Origin of the sequence: Mesorhizobium sp. M7A.F.Ca.MR.176.00.0.0 (assembly GCF_004023165.1) — a bacterium.
Classification (GTDB): domain Bacteria; phylum Pseudomonadota; class Alphaproteobacteria; order Rhizobiales; family Rhizobiaceae; genus Mesorhizobium.
Map to the genome: position 1 here is coordinate 107,848 of NZ_RZTC01000004.1, position 17,790 is coordinate 125,637.

Consider the following 17,790-nt stretch of genomic DNA (forward strand, 5'->3'; position numbering starts at 1 on the left):
TTCCCCCGCGACCGCCTGGGCATGGCGTGCAACTTCCGGCAGACCCATGAGCTCGCCGAAAGTGCCTCGTGCCAGCGGGCCGGCGACCAGGAGTGTCGCAACCGCCTCACCGTCCGAGCCGATTGCGCGGCTGTCGAGACTTGTCTCGATGCCAAGTCCATATTGGTCCGTCCTGATCAAGCCGGCTTCCGCCAGCGAGCTTAGCGCCGGGTTCAGCTGTAATGCCTGCCCATGAGCCGGACCCGTAGTGTTGATGACGGCATCGAAGCGCGTCGTCTCGATCCGTGTCTGCCCGCGTCGTTGGAAGCTGACAGCCAGGCTGCCGTCCTCATCGTTCGACGCGACAAGCCTGGCGGCAATGGTGTCGAATGTGCCGGCCGCATGACGCCGGTCGAGCACCGCCGCCACCTGCGGAGCGATCCTGAAGCGATGCACGTCCCAGAACACGCGCAGCCGGCGGACCAGCCTTGCCCGCTCCGGCGGGGCAAGTGCGGCCCACAGCACCGGCCCCTGCAGGCGCAGTTGGTCGAAGACCGCCTGCCAGTTGACATTGGCCGCTCTCGCAGCTGTCAGCGTCGCGCGAATGGCCCTGAGCAGGCCGAGCGCCGTCGTGGCCGGCGCGGATGCAAAATCGCCAAAAGGCTCGCCCCTGACATCGGGGTGTCCGCGCGAGCGTAAGCCGCGGCGCGACAGCGCGAGGATGCGGCCGCGATGGCCACGACGGTCGAGTTCGGTGACCATGTCGGCAGAGGTCAGCCCGGAGCCGACGATCAGCACCGACGCCTCCGGACCAATCGCGGCAAGCGCCGCTGGTGCATACGGGTCGGCGATGAAACCCGGTGCTTCCGTCAGATGGATCAGCGCGGCTGGAATCGCGGGCTGTGGGTGCGTCGCTGCCAGGACGACGATATCGGCAGCGACCAACCCACTGGACGTATGCACGGTCCAGCCCGCGCCACTGGCATCGCGCGTCACGCGTATGGCGGAACCTTGAACATGATGAACAAGGCCGGAACCGAGATACGGCGCCAGATGCTCGGCGACATAGCGGCCGAACACGCGCCGGCGCGGAAAAGCGTCGCCGTTCTTCCAGATGGCATCCGGGTCGTGTTCGAGTTCTCCGCTGCCAGTCAACCAGCGTGCAAAATGCTGCGGGTCGTCGGGAGCCATGCTCATCCTGACTGCGGGGACATTGACCCGGTGCGACGGTTCCTCGCTGGAATAGGCAAGGCCGCCGCCGAGCGCTGGTCGCGGCTCGATGACGGAAATCGACAGGCGCTCCGATTGAGGTGCTCGCGCCAGGTGCCACGCCACCGCCGCGCCGGAAAAGCCGCCGCCAATAATGGCGACGCGCAACCGCGAGGACGCAGGAAGCAAGTTCACGAGGCGCTGGCGAGCGACTTCGGCCGGTGGTCGCCGGCGATGGTTTCGCCGAACGGACCGGTGTTGACGGAAGAGCCGGCTGCCTTGACCAGATGGTCGGTCGGCAGTTTCGGCAGCACCAGCTCACCGAAGCGATAGGCTTCTTCGAGATGCGGATAGCCGGAAAGGATAAAGGTATCGATGCCGAGGCGCCGGTACTCGTCGATGCGCTCGGCGATCGTGTCGGGATCGCCGACAAGTGCGGTCCCTGCGCCGCCGCGCACCAGGCCGACGCCGGCCCACAGATTGGGCGCGATCTCGAGCTTGGCGCGATTGCCGCCATGCAGTGCGCTCATCCGCGCCTGGCCGACCGAATCCATGCGGGCAAAGACTTTTTGAGCCGAGGCGATCGTCGCGTCGTCGAGCCGGCTGATCAGCCTGTCGGCAGCGGCCCAGGCCTCCTCGGTGGTTTCGCGCGCGATGACATGCAGCCTAATGCCGAAGGAGAGCTTGCGGCCGGCCTTCTGCGCCAGTTCACGCATGCCGTCCAGCTTGCGCTCGACATCGGCTGGCGGCTCTCCCCAGGTCAAATATTTGTCGATCTCCTGCGCCGCCACCACGGACCCAGCGTCGGACGAGCCGCCGAAGTAGAGCGGGGGATAGGGTGTCTGCACCGGCGGAAACAGCAGCCTTCCATCCTCGATGCGGAAATGCTTGCCCTCATGTTCGACCGTCTCGCCGCTCAGCACCCGCTTGTAGATCCGAAGGAATTCCTGCGTCACCTCGTAGCGCTCGGCATGCGACAGGAAAATGCCGTCGCCCTTGTTCTCCAGCGGATCGCCGCCGGTGACGACGTTGATCAGCAGGCGGCCATTGGAGATGCGATCCAGCGTCGCAGTCATGCGCGCGGTCAGCGTTGGCGACTGCAAACCGGGCCGCACGGCGACAAGGAAACGCAAGCGTTCGGTCATCGGCACAAGAGCCGATGCGATCACCCAGGAATCCTCGCACGAGCGGCCGGTCGGCAACAGCACGCCGTAGTAGCCGAGCGTGTCGGCCGCCTTCGCCACTTGCGTCAGATACGGCAGATCGACCGATCTGCCGCCCTCGGCCGTGCCAAGATAACGGCTGTCGCCATGCGTCGGCAGAAACCAGAGCACCTTGATGCGGTCCGGCACGACCCGGCTCATGGCCTCTGTCCCGCTGCCTGACGAAGGCGGCCGGGTATGCCTGCTTTGGTGAGTAGCTGATGCGAAAGAGTGGGCATGGCGTGGTCCTGTCCGGGTGGAAACCAGATCGCCAGTGCAGATTGCTTATTCCACAAACTCTGTAGAGTTAGTTTATTCCAATTCTGCCGCCGCTATTAGAATTTCTCTCTCTGGCAAGAAAAGGAGGCCGGCCCGAATACACCGGGCCGGCCTCCTCGTATCAGAACGCTGGTTCGACCGCGTTGACGTTGTCCTTGGTGACGACGGTCAGCGGGATGGGCAGCCGGTCCTTGACCTGCTTGCCGTCGATGATCTCGGCCATCGTGTTGATTGCCAGGCGGCCATCCTCGACGGGCGACTGGACGATGGTCGAGTACATTTCATTGGTGCGGATCGATTCGAACGCATCCTTCTGGCCATTGATGCCGACGATCGGCGGTGCGGCCTTGGAGGGGTTGGCCTCCTTCCAGGCATCGATGAAGCCGCGGGCCATCGTGTCGTCATTGGCGTAGACGCCGCTGATCTGGTCGCCGAAGCGTGTGATCAGATCGCGGCTGACCACCAGCGCCTTTTGCTGGTCGAAGTCGGCGTTGACCGTGTCGAGCACCTTGATGTCTGCATTGGTTTCCTTCAGACGGTCGGTGAAGCCGCTGACGCGTCCGATCGTGGTGCCGTTGCCGGCCTGGCCGGCGATGATGACGACGGAGCCCTTGCCGCCGAGCGCCTTGCTCAGCGAGTCCGCCGCCAGCTTGCCTTCCTCGTAGACGTCAGGCCCGGTGAACGACTTGATGAACGGCTTGGCATCGTCGCTCATCGGTGAATTGATGAGGATCGCCGGAATGTTCGCCTGCTGCGCGCGCGCCAGCCCCGGTATGTATGCCTGCGGGTCGAGCGGCCACAGGATGATGCCGTCGACCTTGCGCGCAACGCAGGTGTTGAGCTGCTCGGTGCCTTTCTGGACATCAAAATCCTGGCTGAGGCTCAGGATCTCGATGCCGAGTTCCGCGGCGCGCGCCTGAAGCGCCTTGTTGGCCGGCGTCGCGTAGGCATGCGAATCCGCTGCCGTCACGTAGCAGACCGTCTTGGCGCTGGCCCAGCCCGTCGATGCCAGCACAGCCGCCACGGCGGCGACGTGAAGCATGCTTTTCTTGCCAATCATGTGTTTCCTCCCAATCATGTGGTTCCTCCTTGAGTGATTGGATTGTCGCGAACGAGCGCCGGGCGCGTGCCCGGAGCCCTCCCCTTGGTGGTAACGGCCCGATCGAGCACGACGAGCAGGATCAGGATAAGCCCGGACACGACCTGCTGGACGTATGCGGGAACGGACTGGAACTCCATCGCGATGGTCAGCGAGCCGATCGTCAGCACGCCGCCGAGCGTGCCGAGCGCGGATCCCCTGCCGCCTTCGAGACGAGTTCCGCCGACAACGACCGCGGCAATGACGGCGACCGTCAGTTCCGAGCCGAAGACGGGCGAGCCGGTGTTGGTGACGAGGCTCTGGAGAACCCCCGCCAGGCCGGCAAGCGTGCCGGCAAAGACAAAGCCGAGAAAGACGATACGGTCCGAGGCGATACCGCTTTCCTTGGCAGCCGCCGGGTTGGACCCCACCGCAAAGACGTTGCGCCCGGGTATGGTGCGCGTCAGCCAGAAATGCAGCAGCACGATCAGGGCAATGAACAGCGCGCTGCGGAGGGTGAAGACATCGAGATAGATCTTGGCCAGCGCCAGGGAGAGCATGATGTCGGTTCCGGTCACCGGCTGGCTGTTGGTGATCCAGTGCGCGAGCGAGCGGAAGATGAGCATCGTCGCGAGCGTCAGCACGAGCGAATTCACCTTCAGGCCGACGACCAGCATGCCGTTGACGGCGCCTGCCAGGGTACCGACCAGGATGCCGACGATCGCAGCAGGCAGGATGCCGATCTCTCGCTGCAGGATGACCGACACGATGCCGGCCAGGGCAAACACCGCGCCACCGGAGAGGTCGATCTGGCCCGATATCAAAAGCACCGTCAGGCCGATCGCGATCAGGCCGATCGTCGCCGCCCGGTCGAGGCCGAGGCCGAGGGTCGATGCCGAGAGGTAGCCGGGGACCACCAGCGCGGAAATGACGAGCGTCAGACCGAGAATGACGACGACGCGATACTGCGAGACAAGCGAAAGAAAACGCATCACGCCACGCCCCGCTTGCGCAGCGCCGCATCCATGCCAACGGCGCCGACGATCAGGATGCCGAGCACGAAACCCTGGATCGGCGTGCGCACACCGTCGAGCACCATGACGTTGGTCAACAGTTGCACGAAGATGAGGCCGGCGATGGCCCGTGGCACCGATCCGAAGCCACCGACGATCGACACGCCGCCGACCACCACCGCCGTGATGGCACTGAATTCGTAGCCGCCGCCGATGAGCGGCCGCGCGCTCTGCAGCGTCAGCCCGAGCAGGCCGCCGCTGATGCCGGAAGCGAGTGCTGTGATCACGAAGGCGCCAGCCTTCACGGCCTGCACCGGAACCGCACTTGCCTCGGCGGCGCTGTAATTGCCGCCGGTGGCAAGCGTCCATCTGCCCCAGAAGGAGCGGGACAGCACGAAATGGCCGACAAGAGCAATGACCAGGAAGATCAGCACCACGACTGGAATGCCGAACAGCCGGCCCTTGGCGAACTCGGCGGAAGCGGGATTGCTGCCATAGACGATGACGCCGCCGACTGCCGCCTGGACGATGCCCAGTCCGATCGTGCCGATGCCGAGCGTGGCGATGATGGGGTTGATGCCGACATAGCCGACCAGGACCCCGTTGAGCAGGCCTATGAGGCCCGCGAGACCAACCGCCAGCACGAAGGCCGGCAGCGGCCCGATCATCGGCTGCAGCCCGAGCGACAGGATGGCGCCGCAGGCGATGGTGGCCGGCACCGAGAGGTCGGCCAGGCCGCCGACCACGAGCACGAAGGTCATGCCGACGACGACGATGCCGACGATGGACATCGAGGTCAGGACGTTGAGCAAATTGCCTGATGTGAAGAAGGCGGGGCTGACGAAGGAGCCGTAGAGCATCACGGCGAGGATGGCGAAGGCCAGCCCCGCCTTCGACAGGACACCGACAAGCCTGCTGCCGCGCGTGAAGCGGTCGTTGCGGTTCACACCGCCGATCTCCATGGCCGCTTCGGTCACGCCATCTCCTCCCCCGTGGCCAGCGCCATGATGCGTTCCTCGCTCAATTCGCTGCGCAGGAGCGGCTCGGAGGCATAGCCATCGCGCATCACCACCACGCGGTCGCAGACGCCGAGGATTTCGGGCAGCTCCGACGAGATCATCACGACTGCCATGCCGCCGGCGACGAGTTGGCCGATGATGTGGTGGATCTCGGCCTTGGCGCCGACGTCGACGCCCCGCGTCGGCTCGTCGAGGATCAAGGCCGAAGGTTTGGCGGCAAGCCATTTGGCGATGACCGCCTTCTGCTGGTTACCGCCCGACAGCAGGTTGATGCGCCGTTCGCCGTCGGGCGGTGAAATTGAAAACTGCTTGACCGAGTCCGCGGCAAGCGCGTGATCGGCGCTGCGGCTGATGCGTCCGAAACGGCTCAGGCGGCGCAATATGGGCAGGCTAATGTTTTCCCGGATCGACATTCCAGGCACGACGCCGTCGCCCTTGCGATCTTCGGGAACATAGGCAATGCCTGCCCTGACCGCCTGGGATGGCGAGTTGATCGAGACCTTGCGTCCGTTGACGCTGACCGAGCCCTCGACAAGCCGCGACAGGCCGAAGATTGCGCGGGCAACCTCGGTGCGGCCAGCACCCACCAGCCCGGTCAAGCCCAGTATCTCGCCGGCGCGTACATCGAAGCTGACATCGCGGAAGCGCGTGCCGTCGCTGATGCGTTCGACCCGCAGCACCGACTTGCCGATCTCGGCCGGGCTTTTCGGGAAGACATTGCTGACTTCGCGACCGACCATCAGCCTGATCATGTGAGCGGCATTTATGCCTTCGATCGGCCGCGTCTCGATCATTGAGCCGTCGCGCAGCACAGTCACCTCGTCGGCAATTTCGAGCACCTCCTTCAGTCGGTGGCTGATATAGATGATGGCGATTCCGTCATCGCGCATCTTGCGCAAGATCCGGAACAACGCCGCCGTCTCATGCTCGCTGAGGCTGGATGTCGGTTCGTCCAGGACGATGATCCTGGGCTGCGCCGCGTAGGCCTTGGCGATCTCGACGAGCTGCTGCTGGCTGATCGACAGGTTGCCGAGCCGTTCACGCGGGTTGATGGCCGCTCCGAGCTCATCGAGGACGGCGGCTGCAGACCGGATCATCTCGCTCTTGCGCAGAAAGGTCCACTTGCCCGGCATGCGGCCGAGATAGACGTTTTCGGCGACGCTCAGATCGGGGACCAGATTGATTTCCTGATGCACCATGCGGATGCCCAGCGCCTGGGCATCGGCGGGCCGGCGCATGCGCACTTCGGCGCCGCCGACCCTGATTGCGCCGCTGGTGGGTGCGTAGGACCCGTTGAGCACTTTCATGAGCGTTGATTTGCCGGCGCCGTTCTCACCCACGACCGCATGAACGGTGCCGAATTTCACGGCGAAATTGACGTTGGACAGAGCCTTCACGCCCGGGAACGTCTTGCTGATGCCTCGCATGTCCAAGGCGCAATCGGCGGCGACAGTCATATCTGGCTAGGTTCCTCCTGGCGGCCGGCCGATCGTCCTCGGTATCGGCCATCGATATGTTAGTATAATAGTCGCTTCAACACAGCTCGACCCCTCTTCTAACTGGCTTGAACGTCCGGGCTTTTGAACACGCGACTCAGTCAAGGCTCTCGGTTGCGGTTGAATTTCTCACCGCGGATGATGACTATTGCACTAATATAATAGTTCTGGCAAGGTGGATTCCGGCGGTCGTTATGAACATCGTGTCCACCGACACCCGACCGCTTCCATTGGATGCGTTCCGATTGACATTCTAGTATTATCTGGCCATTTCTGGTGAACGAAGACACGGATTTGCAATGGACCTGGATCCTTCGACGCTCAATCGGGCTCTTCCGCTCCGCGATCAGATCTACCACAAGATCCGCAACCTGATCGTCGTCGGGCAGCTGAAGCCGGGAGAGGTCATCAACGAAGTCGCCATCGCGGAGGCCCTGGGGGTGTCGCGCACCCCGGTGCGCGAAGCGGTCAAGCGCATCAGCGACGAGGGCCTGGTCAAGATCCTGGCACAGACCGGCACCTATGTCGCTCCGATCAGCCGGGCCGACCTGGAAGAAGCCTATGTCATTCGGCGGGCACTGGAGATGGAGAGCGCCCGACGCGCGGCCGCCAAGTTCACAGCGGCGGCCAGCGAATTGCTGGAAGACAACATGGCGGCGCACCGGCTTGCCATATCCCGCGGCAGATATGCCACCGCGATACAGCTCGACGATGTCTTCCACCGCACCATAGCCGAGATCTGCGGCCTGCCGATGATCTGGAGAGCCGTCGACATCTCGAAGGCACAGATGGATCGCGGACGCTATCTCGCCATCCCAAGACCGGGCTATGGAGAACAGACGATCGAGCAGCACGAGGCCATTTTCGACGCGCTGAAGCGCCACGACGCCGAGGGGGCGGCAAGGGCCATGGAACATCATCTCGAGACGTCGTTCCGCAACACGCTCGAAGTCGCCGCCGACCTTCTCGACTGAAGCCCCTGCGAGCCACCGGCATGCAAAGAATGGGACTATGTATCGGCGTGAAAGCCGAGGCGATCGCGGACTACAAGCGCGTCCACGCCGCCGTCTGGCCCGAAGTGCTCGACGTCATCAGCCGCGCCAACATCCGCAACTATTCGATCTTCCTGCGCGAACCGGAGAACCTTCTGTTCGCCTGCTGGGAGTATCACGGCAGCGACTTCGCCAGGGATGCGGCGCGGATGAGCGAGTCGCCGGCGATGCGCAAATGGTGGGAGCTGTGCGACCCCATGCAGACGCCACTGCCGACGCGCGCCGACGGCGAATGGTGGGCGGCGATGGAAGAGGTCTTCCATCTCGACTGACCGTGTCCCGGCCGGGCGGCGATCCGTTGTTTCATCCAGCCGTTTGCCGCCCTCAAACTGCGCCGCAAGGCGCACTCATCGCACGCCACTCACCTGACCGATCCGCCGCAACGCCCTGCAGTCCAGGCCTTTCGCAACCGCACCTTGACCACTGACATTCTATTATATTAGTATTCCAAATCACTTTTGCCTCTCGACGCTCCTTGTCGGGGAGAGCTTTTTCAGAGTTTGGGTCATGGCACGGTTCATCAAGCTGTCGGATACCGACAACATTCTTCTGGCAGTCGATCCGTTGAAGATCGGCGACAAGGCCGGGGACGTGGCAGCGAAGGCGCGCATACCGCGCGGGCATAAGATGGCGCTGTGCGACATCGGCTCGGACGACCCGATCGTGAAATACGGCCAGACCATTGGCTTTGCGCGGGAACCCATCGTCGCCGGCGACTGGGTTCACGAGCACAATGTGTATCTGCGCAATTTCGAACGCGACTACGTCTTCGGCACCAATACCAGGCAAACCGAGATCGTTGCCGAGGCCGAGCGGGCCACCTTCATGGGTTACCGCCGGCCGAGCGGCAAGGTCGGCACGCGCAACTTCATCGCCGTCCTGACGTCAGTGAATTGCTCTGCCAGCGTCGCCCGGTTCATCACCGACGAGGTCAACCGGTCTGGCATCCTGCGCGACTATCCCAATATCGACGGCATCATCGCACTCGTCCACGGCACCGGCTGCGGCATCGACACCAAGGGTCCCGCTTACGACCTGCTGAAGCGCACGCAATGGGGCTTTGCCACGAACCCCAATGTCGGCGGCGTGCTGATGGTCGGGCTCGGCTGCGAAGCGTTCCAGATTCCGCGCTGGATGCAGTCGTACAACATCGAGGAGAGCACGATTTTCCGCACGATGACGATCCAGGAAACCGGCGGCACGCGAAAGACAGTCGAGGCCGGCGTCAAGGCGATCGTCGACATGCTGCCTACGGTGAACGCCGCCGAAAGGACGCCGCAACCAGCCTCCGAACTGGTGCTAGCACTGCAATGCGGCGGATCGGACGGCTACTCCGGCATCAGCGCCAATCCGGCACTGGGTGCTGCGGTGGACCTGCTTGTCGGGCAAGGCGGCACGGCCGTGCTCTCGGAGACGCCCGAAATCTATGGCGCCGAACATCTTCTCGCCTTGCGCGCCGAGAGCCGCGCGGTGGGTGAAAAGCTGATCGAGCGCATCCGCTGGTGGGAGGATCATACCGCCAGGCACGACATGGAGATGAACAACAACCCTTCGCCCGGCAACAAGCTGGGTGGGCTGACGACCATCCTGGAGAAATCGCTCGGCGCCTCCGCCAAGGGCGGCACCACCAATCTGCGCGCAGTGCTGGAATATGCCGAGCCGATCAACGAGCGCGGCCTCGTCTTCATGGATACGCCTGGCTACGATCCGGTCTCGGCCACCGGGCAGGTCGCCGGCGGCGCCAACATATTGTGCTTCACCACCGGCCGCGGTTCGGCCTTCGGCTGCAAGCCGACGCCCTCGATCAAGCTTGCCTCCAACACCTTTATCTTCGAGCAGATGCGCGAGGACATGGACATCAATTGCGGAGACATACTGGACGGCGTCTCGCTGGCCGAGAAGGGCCGGGAAATCTTCGCCGAGATCCTGCGCGTCGCATCCGGCGGGCGCACCAGGTCGGAAGCGCTCGGCTATGGCGACAACGAGTTCGTGCCATGGAGCCTTGGCGCAACCATGTAGCGATATCGCCCGCCTGCGCAGGCCGGCCTTTATCCCGGAAGTAGCTCAAACGGAAAGAACCGCTCGACATGAACAGGATCGATCTTGACGGCCAGCACGCTGTGGTCACCGGCGGCGCCCAGGGCCTCGGCTTTGCGATGGCCAGACGTTTCGTCGCCTCCGGCGCGACGGTAACCTTGTGGGATCTCGATGAGGCCCGCCTCGAAACCGCCAAGAAGGAACTCGGCAGCGCCGCCACGACGGAGACCGTGGACGTCGCCGATTGGGCGTCGGTGGACGCGGCGCGCGCCAGGACCGAAGAGCTGGCCGGCAAGATTTCCATTCTGGTCAATTCCGCCGGAATTGCCGGCCCGGCCGCCCCGCTCGACGTCTACGACATCGAGACGTGGAAGAAGGTCATCGACGTCAACGTAAACGGTACGTTCTACGTCAATCGCGCCGTGGTTCCCGGAATGAAGGAGCGCAATTACGGACGGATCGTCAACATCGCTTCGGTGGCCGGCAAGGAAGGCAACCCCAACGCCTCCGCCTATTCAGCCTCGAAGGCGGCGGTCATCGGCTTGACCAAGTCGCTCGGCAAGGAACTGGCGCAGTACGACATCGCCGTGAACTGCATCTCGCCGGCCACGGCACAGACGCGCATCCTCGAACAACTGACGCCGGAGCACATCGAATATATGCGCTCGCGCATTCCGCGCGGCCGCCTGCTGGAGGTTGACGAAGCCGCGGCGATGGTCGCCTGGCTCGTCTCCAAGGAGAACAGCTTTACAACCGCCTCCACGTTCGACCTGTCGGGTGGACGGACGACCTACTGAAAGGCAGTTGCCGTTCAGCCAGGCAACCGACCCAGACCAATCGCAAAGCGCTCCACCATTGCGAGGCCAGGCTCGCCTGGCCGCATCGCCGGAGCCCGGTCATGTACCGGGATGCCGGCGCGGGCGCCGAACAGCCGCTTGCCGTAACAGACCAGGCTCTCGATGCCTTGCATGACGAAGACGGCAGCCGGCAATATTCTTGCATATTCAGCCTCGGCCGTGACTTCGTCTCCGGCGCGGAACGCATGATAGGCGCGCACGGCATAGTCGGCGCAATCCGGCGCCAGGATCATGCCGCGGCAACCGATGCGGAAATTGTCGATCAGTTCCAGGCCGCCGCGTCCGTTGAAAACCGGTATCCGGCCTTCGGTGCGCTCGATCAGCCCGGCGATGTCGGTGACCGGACCTTCGCCCTTGATCAGCCTTATGTTGGGATGCAGCGTGACGAGTTCGCGGATTTCGTCCGATGACAGGCCGCGCCCGAAAAACGCCGGCGCGTTCTGGATCGCCACCGGCAGGTCGGTCGCCTCGGCGACGCGGCCGAAGAACTTGATGTATTCCGGCGCACCATAGGATCCGGCTGGCGGCGGCTGCAGGATCACCCAATCCGCTCCGACGCTTTCGGCATGGCGAACCTGCGCCACCTGCTCAGCCACAGAAGAACCGAAGATGGTGAAGGCGAGCGGCACTTTTCCTGCGGTGTCTTCCGCCGTCCAGTCCATGATCGTCCGACGCTCGGCCTCGGTCAGCTTGGCGACTTCCGTTGCCAGGCCGAGCGCCGCCATGCCGTGCACGCCGGTCGCGAGGCAGATCTCGACCTGCCGACGCATCGCCGCGCGGTCCAGCTGTTCGTTCACGTCAAAGAGCGCGTAGAGAATGGCGTGAATGCCGTGGAAATCGAAAGGCCGGAAATTAGGCATGCTGGTCGGCCTCAATGGCTTTCGCGCGGGATGGCGTGGCCACGGCTTCCGACGAGAAAGTCGAGGTCGGCGCCACGATCCGCCTGCAGGACATGGTCGACGTAAAGCCCCTGATAGCCGCCGCGCATCGCCGGGACGGGCGGTAGCCAGGATTCACGACGCCGCGCCAACTCCTGTTCCGACACGTCGAGATGCAGCTTCCTCGCTTCGACATCGAGCTCGATGAAGTCGCCGCTCCTGACCAGCGCCAGCGGGCCGCCGATAGCGGCTTCGGGTGCGGCATGCAGAACGACAGTGCCGAAGGCGGTACCGGACATGCGGGCGTCGGAGATGCGGATCATATCGCGGACGCCTTGCTTCAGCAGCTTCCGAGGCAGCGCCATGTTGCCGACTTCGGCCATGCCAGGATAGCCTTTCGGCCCGCAATTCTTCAGCACCATGATCGACGCATCGTCGATGTCCAGCAAGGGATCGTCGACGCGCGCCTTGTAGTCGTCGATGTCCTCGAAGACGACGGCGCGGCCGCGATGCTTCATCAGCGCTGGCGAGGCGGCGGACGGCTTGATAATGGCGCCGTCGGGCGCCAGATTGCCGCGCAGCACCGCGATGCCGCCCTGCGATGTCAGCGCCTTGTCGCGCGGGCGGATCACCTCCGGATTGTAGTTTTGGGCATCACTGATGTTCTCGCGCACGCTCTTGCCGGTGACGGTCAGCGCATCGAGATCGAGCATGTCGGCGATCTCTTTCATGACGGCCGGAATACCGCCGGCGTAGCAGAAATCCTCCATCAGGAAACGGCCGGACGGCATCAGGTCGAGGATGGTCGGCACATCGCGGCCATATCGATCCCAATCGTCCAGCGTCAACTCGGTGCCAACACGGCCGGCGATCGCCAACAGATGCACGACCGCATTGGTCGAGCCGCCGATGGCACCATTGACACGGATCGCGTTGGCGAAAGCTTCTTTCTTGAGGATGGCCGACGGGCGCAGATCCTCATTGACCATCTCGACGATGCGCCGCCCCGTCATGCGGGCGATGCGGCTGCGGCGTGCATCGACAGCCGGATAGGCGGCGTTGCCCGGCAGCGCCAGGCCGAGCGCTTCGACCATCGAGGCCATGGTCGAGGCCGTGCCCATGGTCATGCAGTGGCCGGGCGAGCGCGACATGGCGCTCTCGGCATCGGCGAAATCCTGCTCGCTCATCACGCCGGCGCGGACATCCTCGGAGAATTTCCACACATCGGTGCCGGAACCGATCTCCCGGCCCTGGAAGCGGCCATTGAGCATCGGCCCGCCTGAGATGACGATCGACGGCAGGTCGCAGGAAGCCGCGCCCATGACCAGCGACGGCGTGGTCTTGTCGCAGCCGGCCATCAGCACAACGCCATCCATGGGATTGCCGCGGATTGCCTCCTCGACATCCATCGAGGCGAGGTTGCGAAACAGCATCGCCGTCGGCCGCAGATTGGACTCGCCGCAAGAGAAGACCGGGAATTCGAGCGGCAGGCCGCCGGCTTCCAGCACGCCCGCCTTGATATGCTCGATCAGGCCGCGGAAATGCACGTGGCAAGGCGTGAATTCGGAGAATGTGTTGCAGATGCCGATCACCGGGCGGCCGTCGAAAGCATCATCGGGCAGGCCGTTGTTCTTCATCCAGCTGCGGTGGATGAAGGCATCCTTGCCCAGCCCGCCGAACCAGTGCTGCGATCGTCTCTTGGTCATGGTCTTTCCGGCGTTCAGGCGGGATGCTGGAGCTGGCTCAGTCCACCGTCGACGACGAGCGTGGCCGCGTTCATGAACGGGCACTCGTCGGAAATCATGAACACCGCGGCAAGCGCGATCTCGTGCGCCGTGGCGATGCGGTCGCCGGGGTGCAGCGCCATGGTGTTGGCGCGTGCTGTGGCCGGATCGGCAAAGCTGTTCCAGTAATCGATCGCCTTCTGCGTCTCGACATAGCCCGGCGCCAGCGCGTTCACGCGCACGCCTTGCGCCGCATATTCGAGTGCCAGCGATTTGGTCAGGCCGAGCAGCGCGTGCTTGGCGACCGGATAGGGGAAGGTATGCGGGATGATGGTGAAGCTGTGCGTCGAGGCGATGTTGAGGATGGCGCCGCCGCCGCTCGCGATCATGCCCGGCAGCACCGCCTTGCTGCAGTTCCAGGCTCCCTTGACGTTGACGTCGAAGTTGCGGTTCCACTCTTCCTCGGTCGCCTCGAGCGGCGTCGAGAACACATTGACCCCGGCATTGTTGATCAGCGCGTTGATCGGGCCGATCTCGGCAGCCGCTTGGCTGACGGCAGCCGCAATCCCGGCGCTGTCGCTTATGTCGGCCGCAACATGTCCGACATGGCCTTGCGGTGCGGCAAGGCCGGCGACTGCCTTGTCCAGCAGTGCGGCGTCGCGGTCGACCAGGAACAGTTTTGCGCCTTCGGCCAAACAGGCTTCGGCGATGGCAAGCCCGATGCCTTGCGCTGCACCCGTCAGGAAGATGCGTTTGCCGGAAAGGCGCTCAGCCATTTTTGTTCCTCCAGCCTATCGCCGACCCAGTGCCGATGAGCGCAGATTGTCGAGCAGCACGGCCAGCAGCAAAATAACGCCGCGCACGATGTACTGGTAGAAGGCCGGGATGTTGAGCAGGTTCATGGCGTTTTCGGCGATTCCCATGATCAGCACGCCGACGATGACGCCCGACATGGTGGCGCGGCCGCCGGCAAGCGAAACGCCGCCGAGCACGCAGGCCGAAATGACCGAGAGTTCCAGCCCGACCGCCGCGTTGGGCTGGCCCGAGGTGATGCGCGACGCCAGCAGGATGCCGGCGATACCGCAGACGACGCCTTGCAGCGCAAAAATCCAGATGCGCGTCCGGTCGACATTGACGCCGGCAAGCCGCGAGGCCTCCGGATTGCCGCCGATGGCCAGCGTGTTCTTGCCGAAGACGGTCCGGTTGAGGACGAAGCCGAAGATGCAAAACAGGATGGCAAGCACCCAGACCGGCGTCGGTATGCCGAGCAGTTTCGAGAGCGCCAGCTGATAGAAATCCGGGCTGTTGATGCCGACGGCGCGGCCGTCGGACGCGATCAGCGCAAAGCCGCGCACGATCTGCATGGTGGCCAGCGTCGTGATCAGCGCGTTGATGCGAAATTTGGCGATGACAACGCCGTTGATGAAGCCGACGAAAGCGCCGCAGGCGATTGCCGCCAGCAGGCCAAGCAGGATCGAGCCGGTGTAATTCGAGGCCATCACAGCGACCATGCCGGCAAAGGCGACGATCGAACCGACCGACAGGTCGAAGTCGCGCGCGGCGAGGCAGAACATCATGGTGCAGGCGACGATGCCGACGGTGACCACCGACTGCAGCAGGCCGAGCATGTTGCGGTCCGTAAGGAAGTTCGGCACCAGAGCCGACACCAGCGCGAAGGCGACGACAAAGATGACGACGAGACCCTGTTCGCCGAGCAGGATTTTTTTCAACTGGTCGGTCATGCCAAAGTCCTCAGGATGCGATCGCGTCGGGGGTTTTCTGATCGGGCAGAGCGGCGGCCAGGATCGCCCTTTCGGCGAACTGGTCGCGGGTGAGCTCGGCGCTGACGCGGCCACCGCACATCACCAGAATACGGTCGCAGATGCCCATCACCTCCGGCAGTTCGGACGAGACCACGACGATCGCCATGCCGTCCTGCGCAAGCTGGTAGAGCAGTTCGTAGATTTCCGATTTGGCACCGACATCGATGCCGCGCGTCGGCTCGTCGACAATGAGCACCCGCACGCCCTGTTCGGACAGCCAGCGGCCGAGGATGACCTTCTGCTGGTTGCCGCCGGAGAGGTTGATGATGTCCTGCTTGCGCGACGGCGTGCGCACCTTCAGCTTCTTGATAAAGGTCTCGGCCGTGGCGATCTCGCTGGCGCGGTTGAGCACGCCGAAGCGTGTGTGATGGCGCCGCGACGAGATGTTGATGTTCTCCTCGACCGAGCGCCCCTGGATGATGCCGTCATGCTTGCGATCCTCCGAGCACAGCACGATGCCGGCCCGGATCGTGCCACGCGGATCGGTGGCGCGAACCAGCTTGCCGTCGACGGTGATGGTGCCGCCCGAGCGCGGATCGGCGCCATAGACCAACCGCATCAGCTCCGAGCGTCCGGCGCCGATCAGGCCGAAGAAGCCGACGATCTCGCCTGCCCTTGCCTCGAAACTGGCCGGTGTCTGCAGTTTGGGGCCGCTGAGAGCGTCGACCTTCAGGCGGACATCGCCTGTTTTTCGTGCGCGAAAACCCCAGATATCCGAAATCTCGCGGCCGACCATCTCGGCGACGACCTGATCGCGGGTGACGCCTTTCAGCGACGCGTGGTGCGCCGCGAGCTTGCCGTCGCGCAGCACGGTCAAGCTGTCGCAGAGCCGGAACACCTCGTCGAGCCTGTGCGAGACGTAGATGATGACCTTGCCCTCGCTGCGCAGGCGATTGATCAGGGCAAACAGGATTTCGCTTTCGCGCGAGGACAGCGACGAGGTCGGTTCGTCCAGCGCGATAACGCGTGCGTCGAGCATGACCGCCTTGGCGATCTCGACCATCTGGCGTTCGCCGATCGACAGCGTCTTGACCTTGCGGCGCATGTCGATGTCGATACCGGCCGATTTCAGCTTGGCGCCGACGTCGTCCAGCATCCGGCGACCGGCGATGATGCCGGCGTTGGCGGGGAAACGACCGAGGCTGAGGTTTTCGGCAACGGTGAGTTCAGGAACGAGTTGCAGTTCCTGATGAATGACAATGACGCCATTGTCGAAGGCATCCCGGGTCGAGGTATAGGCCTGAACCTTGCCGTCAATGCGGATCTCCCCCTGATCGGCATGCTGGTCGCCGGACAGGATCTTGATCAGGGTGGATTTGCCGGCGCCGTTCTCGCCCATCAGGCCATGCACGGCGCCTTTGTCGACGCCGAACGAGACGTCCGACAGCGCCTTGACGCCCGGATAGGTCTTGGTGATGTGCGAGAAGTCGAGAAAGGACACGGGCCGATCCTTTTGAGCCATGACAAACAGGCGGCGGGATGAGCCGCCGCCTGTCTGTACAGGGAGGATTATTCGATGCCGAGGCCCTGGCGGACCTTCTGGTAGTCGTCGCGCTTGGCGAGTGCACCCGAAGTCAGGATCAGCTTCTCCGGTTCCTTGTTGTTGGCAACCCAGTCATACATGTTGAGCGCCGTCTCGTAACCATGACGCTTCGGCGAGATGATCACGGTGCCGACGAAGCCGGTGGCGGTCGGCTTCTTGAACTCGTTGATCGCGGAATCCGCGCCACCAATGCCAACGCCGATCACGCTGTCAGCGGGGATGCCGACGCTTTCGGAAGCACGCACTGCGCCGAGCACCGCCTCGTCGTTGAGACCGAAGGAGACCCACTTCTTGATGTCGGCATGCGCGTTGAGTACGACAGTCGCCGCATTGAGGGCAGCTTCCGTGTCGGTCTTGGCCTGCGGGGCGTCAAAAATGTTCTCGGCTGTGAAGCCGTTTGCCTTCAGCACCGAGATGGCGCCTTCGACGCGGTCAACCGCGGTCGGCAGTTGGTCATACGAGACGCGGATTGCGCCGACCTCGTCCGCCTTCCAGCCGCGCGCCTTCATTTCGTCGACGATCGCCTGGCCGACGGCTTCGCCGATCTTGGTGGCCGAAATGCCCATATGCGGCACGTCTTCCAGCGCCTTGCCGTCGGCGC

At 63.8% G+C, this 17,790-nt stretch carries 16 protein-coding genes; 4 read left to right on the top strand and 12 right to left on the bottom strand.

Annotated elements, in window-relative coordinates:
* From EOB59_RS02805 to EOB59_RS02830, 6 genes are all read right to left on the bottom strand, one after another.
* Nucleotides 1-1,383 (bottom strand): FAD/NAD(P)-binding protein (locus tag EOB59_RS02805; protein ID WP_245486510.1); only part of this gene is annotated, 1,383 nt, incomplete at its 3' end.
* Nucleotides 1,380-2,552, bottom strand: coding sequence for an FMNH2-dependent alkanesulfonate monooxygenase (ssuD, locus tag EOB59_RS02810; RefSeq protein ID WP_128287598.1), 1,173 nt, complete (start codon nucleotides 2,550-2,552; stop codon nucleotides 1,380-1,382). The genes ssuD and EOB59_RS02805, both read right to left, overlap by 4 nt.
* A 238-nt stretch (nucleotides 2,553-2,790) precedes the next feature.
* On the bottom strand, nucleotides 2,791-3,729 hold the full coding sequence (locus EOB59_RS02815; RefSeq protein WP_127269514.1) for a sugar ABC transporter substrate-binding protein: 939 nt from the start codon (nucleotides 3,727-3,729) through the stop codon (nucleotides 2,791-2,793).
* Between the two features lie 14 nt (nucleotides 3,730-3,743).
* Nucleotides 3,744-4,739, bottom strand: coding sequence for an ABC transporter permease (locus EOB59_RS02820; RefSeq protein WP_128287599.1), 996 nt, complete (start codon nucleotides 4,737-4,739; stop codon nucleotides 3,744-3,746).
* Complete coding sequence (locus tag EOB59_RS02825; RefSeq protein WP_245466373.1) at nucleotides 4,739-5,737, bottom strand: ABC transporter permease; 999 nt, start codon at nucleotides 5,735-5,737, stop codon at nucleotides 4,739-4,741. The genes EOB59_RS02820 and EOB59_RS02825 overlap by 1 nt, the downstream gene beginning before the upstream one ends.
* On the bottom strand, nucleotides 5,734-7,236 hold the full coding sequence (locus tag EOB59_RS02830; RefSeq protein WP_128287600.1) for a sugar ABC transporter ATP-binding protein: 1,503 nt from the start codon (nucleotides 7,234-7,236) through the stop codon (nucleotides 5,734-5,736). The genes EOB59_RS02825 and EOB59_RS02830 overlap by 4 nt, the downstream gene beginning before the upstream one ends.
* A gap of 338 nt (nucleotides 7,237-7,574) precedes the next feature.
* Here EOB59_RS02830 and EOB59_RS02835 point away from each other — a divergent pair, with 338 nt between their 5' ends.
* From EOB59_RS02835 to EOB59_RS02850, 4 genes are all read left to right on the top strand, one after another.
* Nucleotides 7,575-8,249: a GntR family transcriptional regulator gene (locus EOB59_RS02835; protein ID WP_128287601.1), complete on the top strand. Its 675-nt coding sequence runs from the start codon at nucleotides 7,575-7,577 to the stop codon at nucleotides 8,247-8,249.
* Nucleotides 8,250-8,269: 20 nt separating this feature from the next.
* Nucleotides 8,270-8,599, top strand: coding sequence for an L-rhamnose mutarotase (locus EOB59_RS02840; protein WP_127365912.1), 330 nt, complete (start codon nucleotides 8,270-8,272; stop codon nucleotides 8,597-8,599).
* Between the two features lie 235 nt (nucleotides 8,600-8,834).
* Nucleotides 8,835-10,346: an altronate dehydratase family protein gene (locus EOB59_RS02845; RefSeq protein WP_128287602.1), complete on the top strand. Its 1,512-nt coding sequence runs from the start codon at nucleotides 8,835-8,837 to the stop codon at nucleotides 10,344-10,346.
* Nucleotides 10,347-10,414: 68 nt separating this feature from the next.
* Nucleotides 10,415-11,161: an SDR family NAD(P)-dependent oxidoreductase gene (locus EOB59_RS02850; protein ID WP_127271930.1), complete on the top strand. Its 747-nt coding sequence runs from the start codon at nucleotides 10,415-10,417 to the stop codon at nucleotides 11,159-11,161.
* A gap of 14 nt (nucleotides 11,162-11,175) precedes the next feature.
* On the opposite strand, the gene EOB59_RS02855 is transcribed toward EOB59_RS02850, so the two are convergent.
* From EOB59_RS02855 to EOB59_RS35885, 6 genes are all read right to left on the bottom strand, one after another.
* Nucleotides 11,176-12,081: a dihydrodipicolinate synthase family protein gene (locus EOB59_RS02855; protein WP_127808182.1), complete on the bottom strand. Its 906-nt coding sequence runs from the start codon at nucleotides 12,079-12,081 to the stop codon at nucleotides 11,176-11,178.
* A gap of 11 nt (nucleotides 12,082-12,092) precedes the next feature.
* A complete protein-coding gene (araD, locus tag EOB59_RS02860; protein ID WP_128287603.1) occupies nucleotides 12,093-13,805 on the bottom strand; it encodes an L-arabinonate dehydratase in 1,713 nt (570 codons plus the stop codon).
* A 14-nt stretch (nucleotides 13,806-13,819) separates the two neighbouring features.
* Nucleotides 13,820-14,599 (bottom strand): SDR family oxidoreductase, encoded by a 780-nt coding sequence (locus EOB59_RS02865; protein ID WP_128287604.1) that lies wholly within the window; start codon nucleotides 14,597-14,599, stop codon nucleotides 13,820-13,822.
* A gap of 15 nt (nucleotides 14,600-14,614) precedes the next feature.
* Entirely contained in the window at nucleotides 14,615-15,565 is a 951-nt protein-coding gene (gene araH / locus EOB59_RS02870) for an L-arabinose ABC transporter permease AraH (protein ID WP_027039818.1), read from the bottom strand.
* A 10-nt stretch (nucleotides 15,566-15,575) separates the two neighbouring features.
* Entirely contained in the window at nucleotides 15,576-17,087 is a 1,512-nt protein-coding gene (gene araG, locus EOB59_RS02875) for an L-arabinose ABC transporter ATP-binding protein AraG (protein ID WP_128287605.1), read from the bottom strand.
* A gap of 68 nt (nucleotides 17,088-17,155) precedes the next feature.
* On the bottom strand, nucleotides 17,156-17,790 hold a 635-nt coding region (locus EOB59_RS35885), incomplete at its 5' end, for a substrate-binding domain-containing protein (protein WP_245486511.1).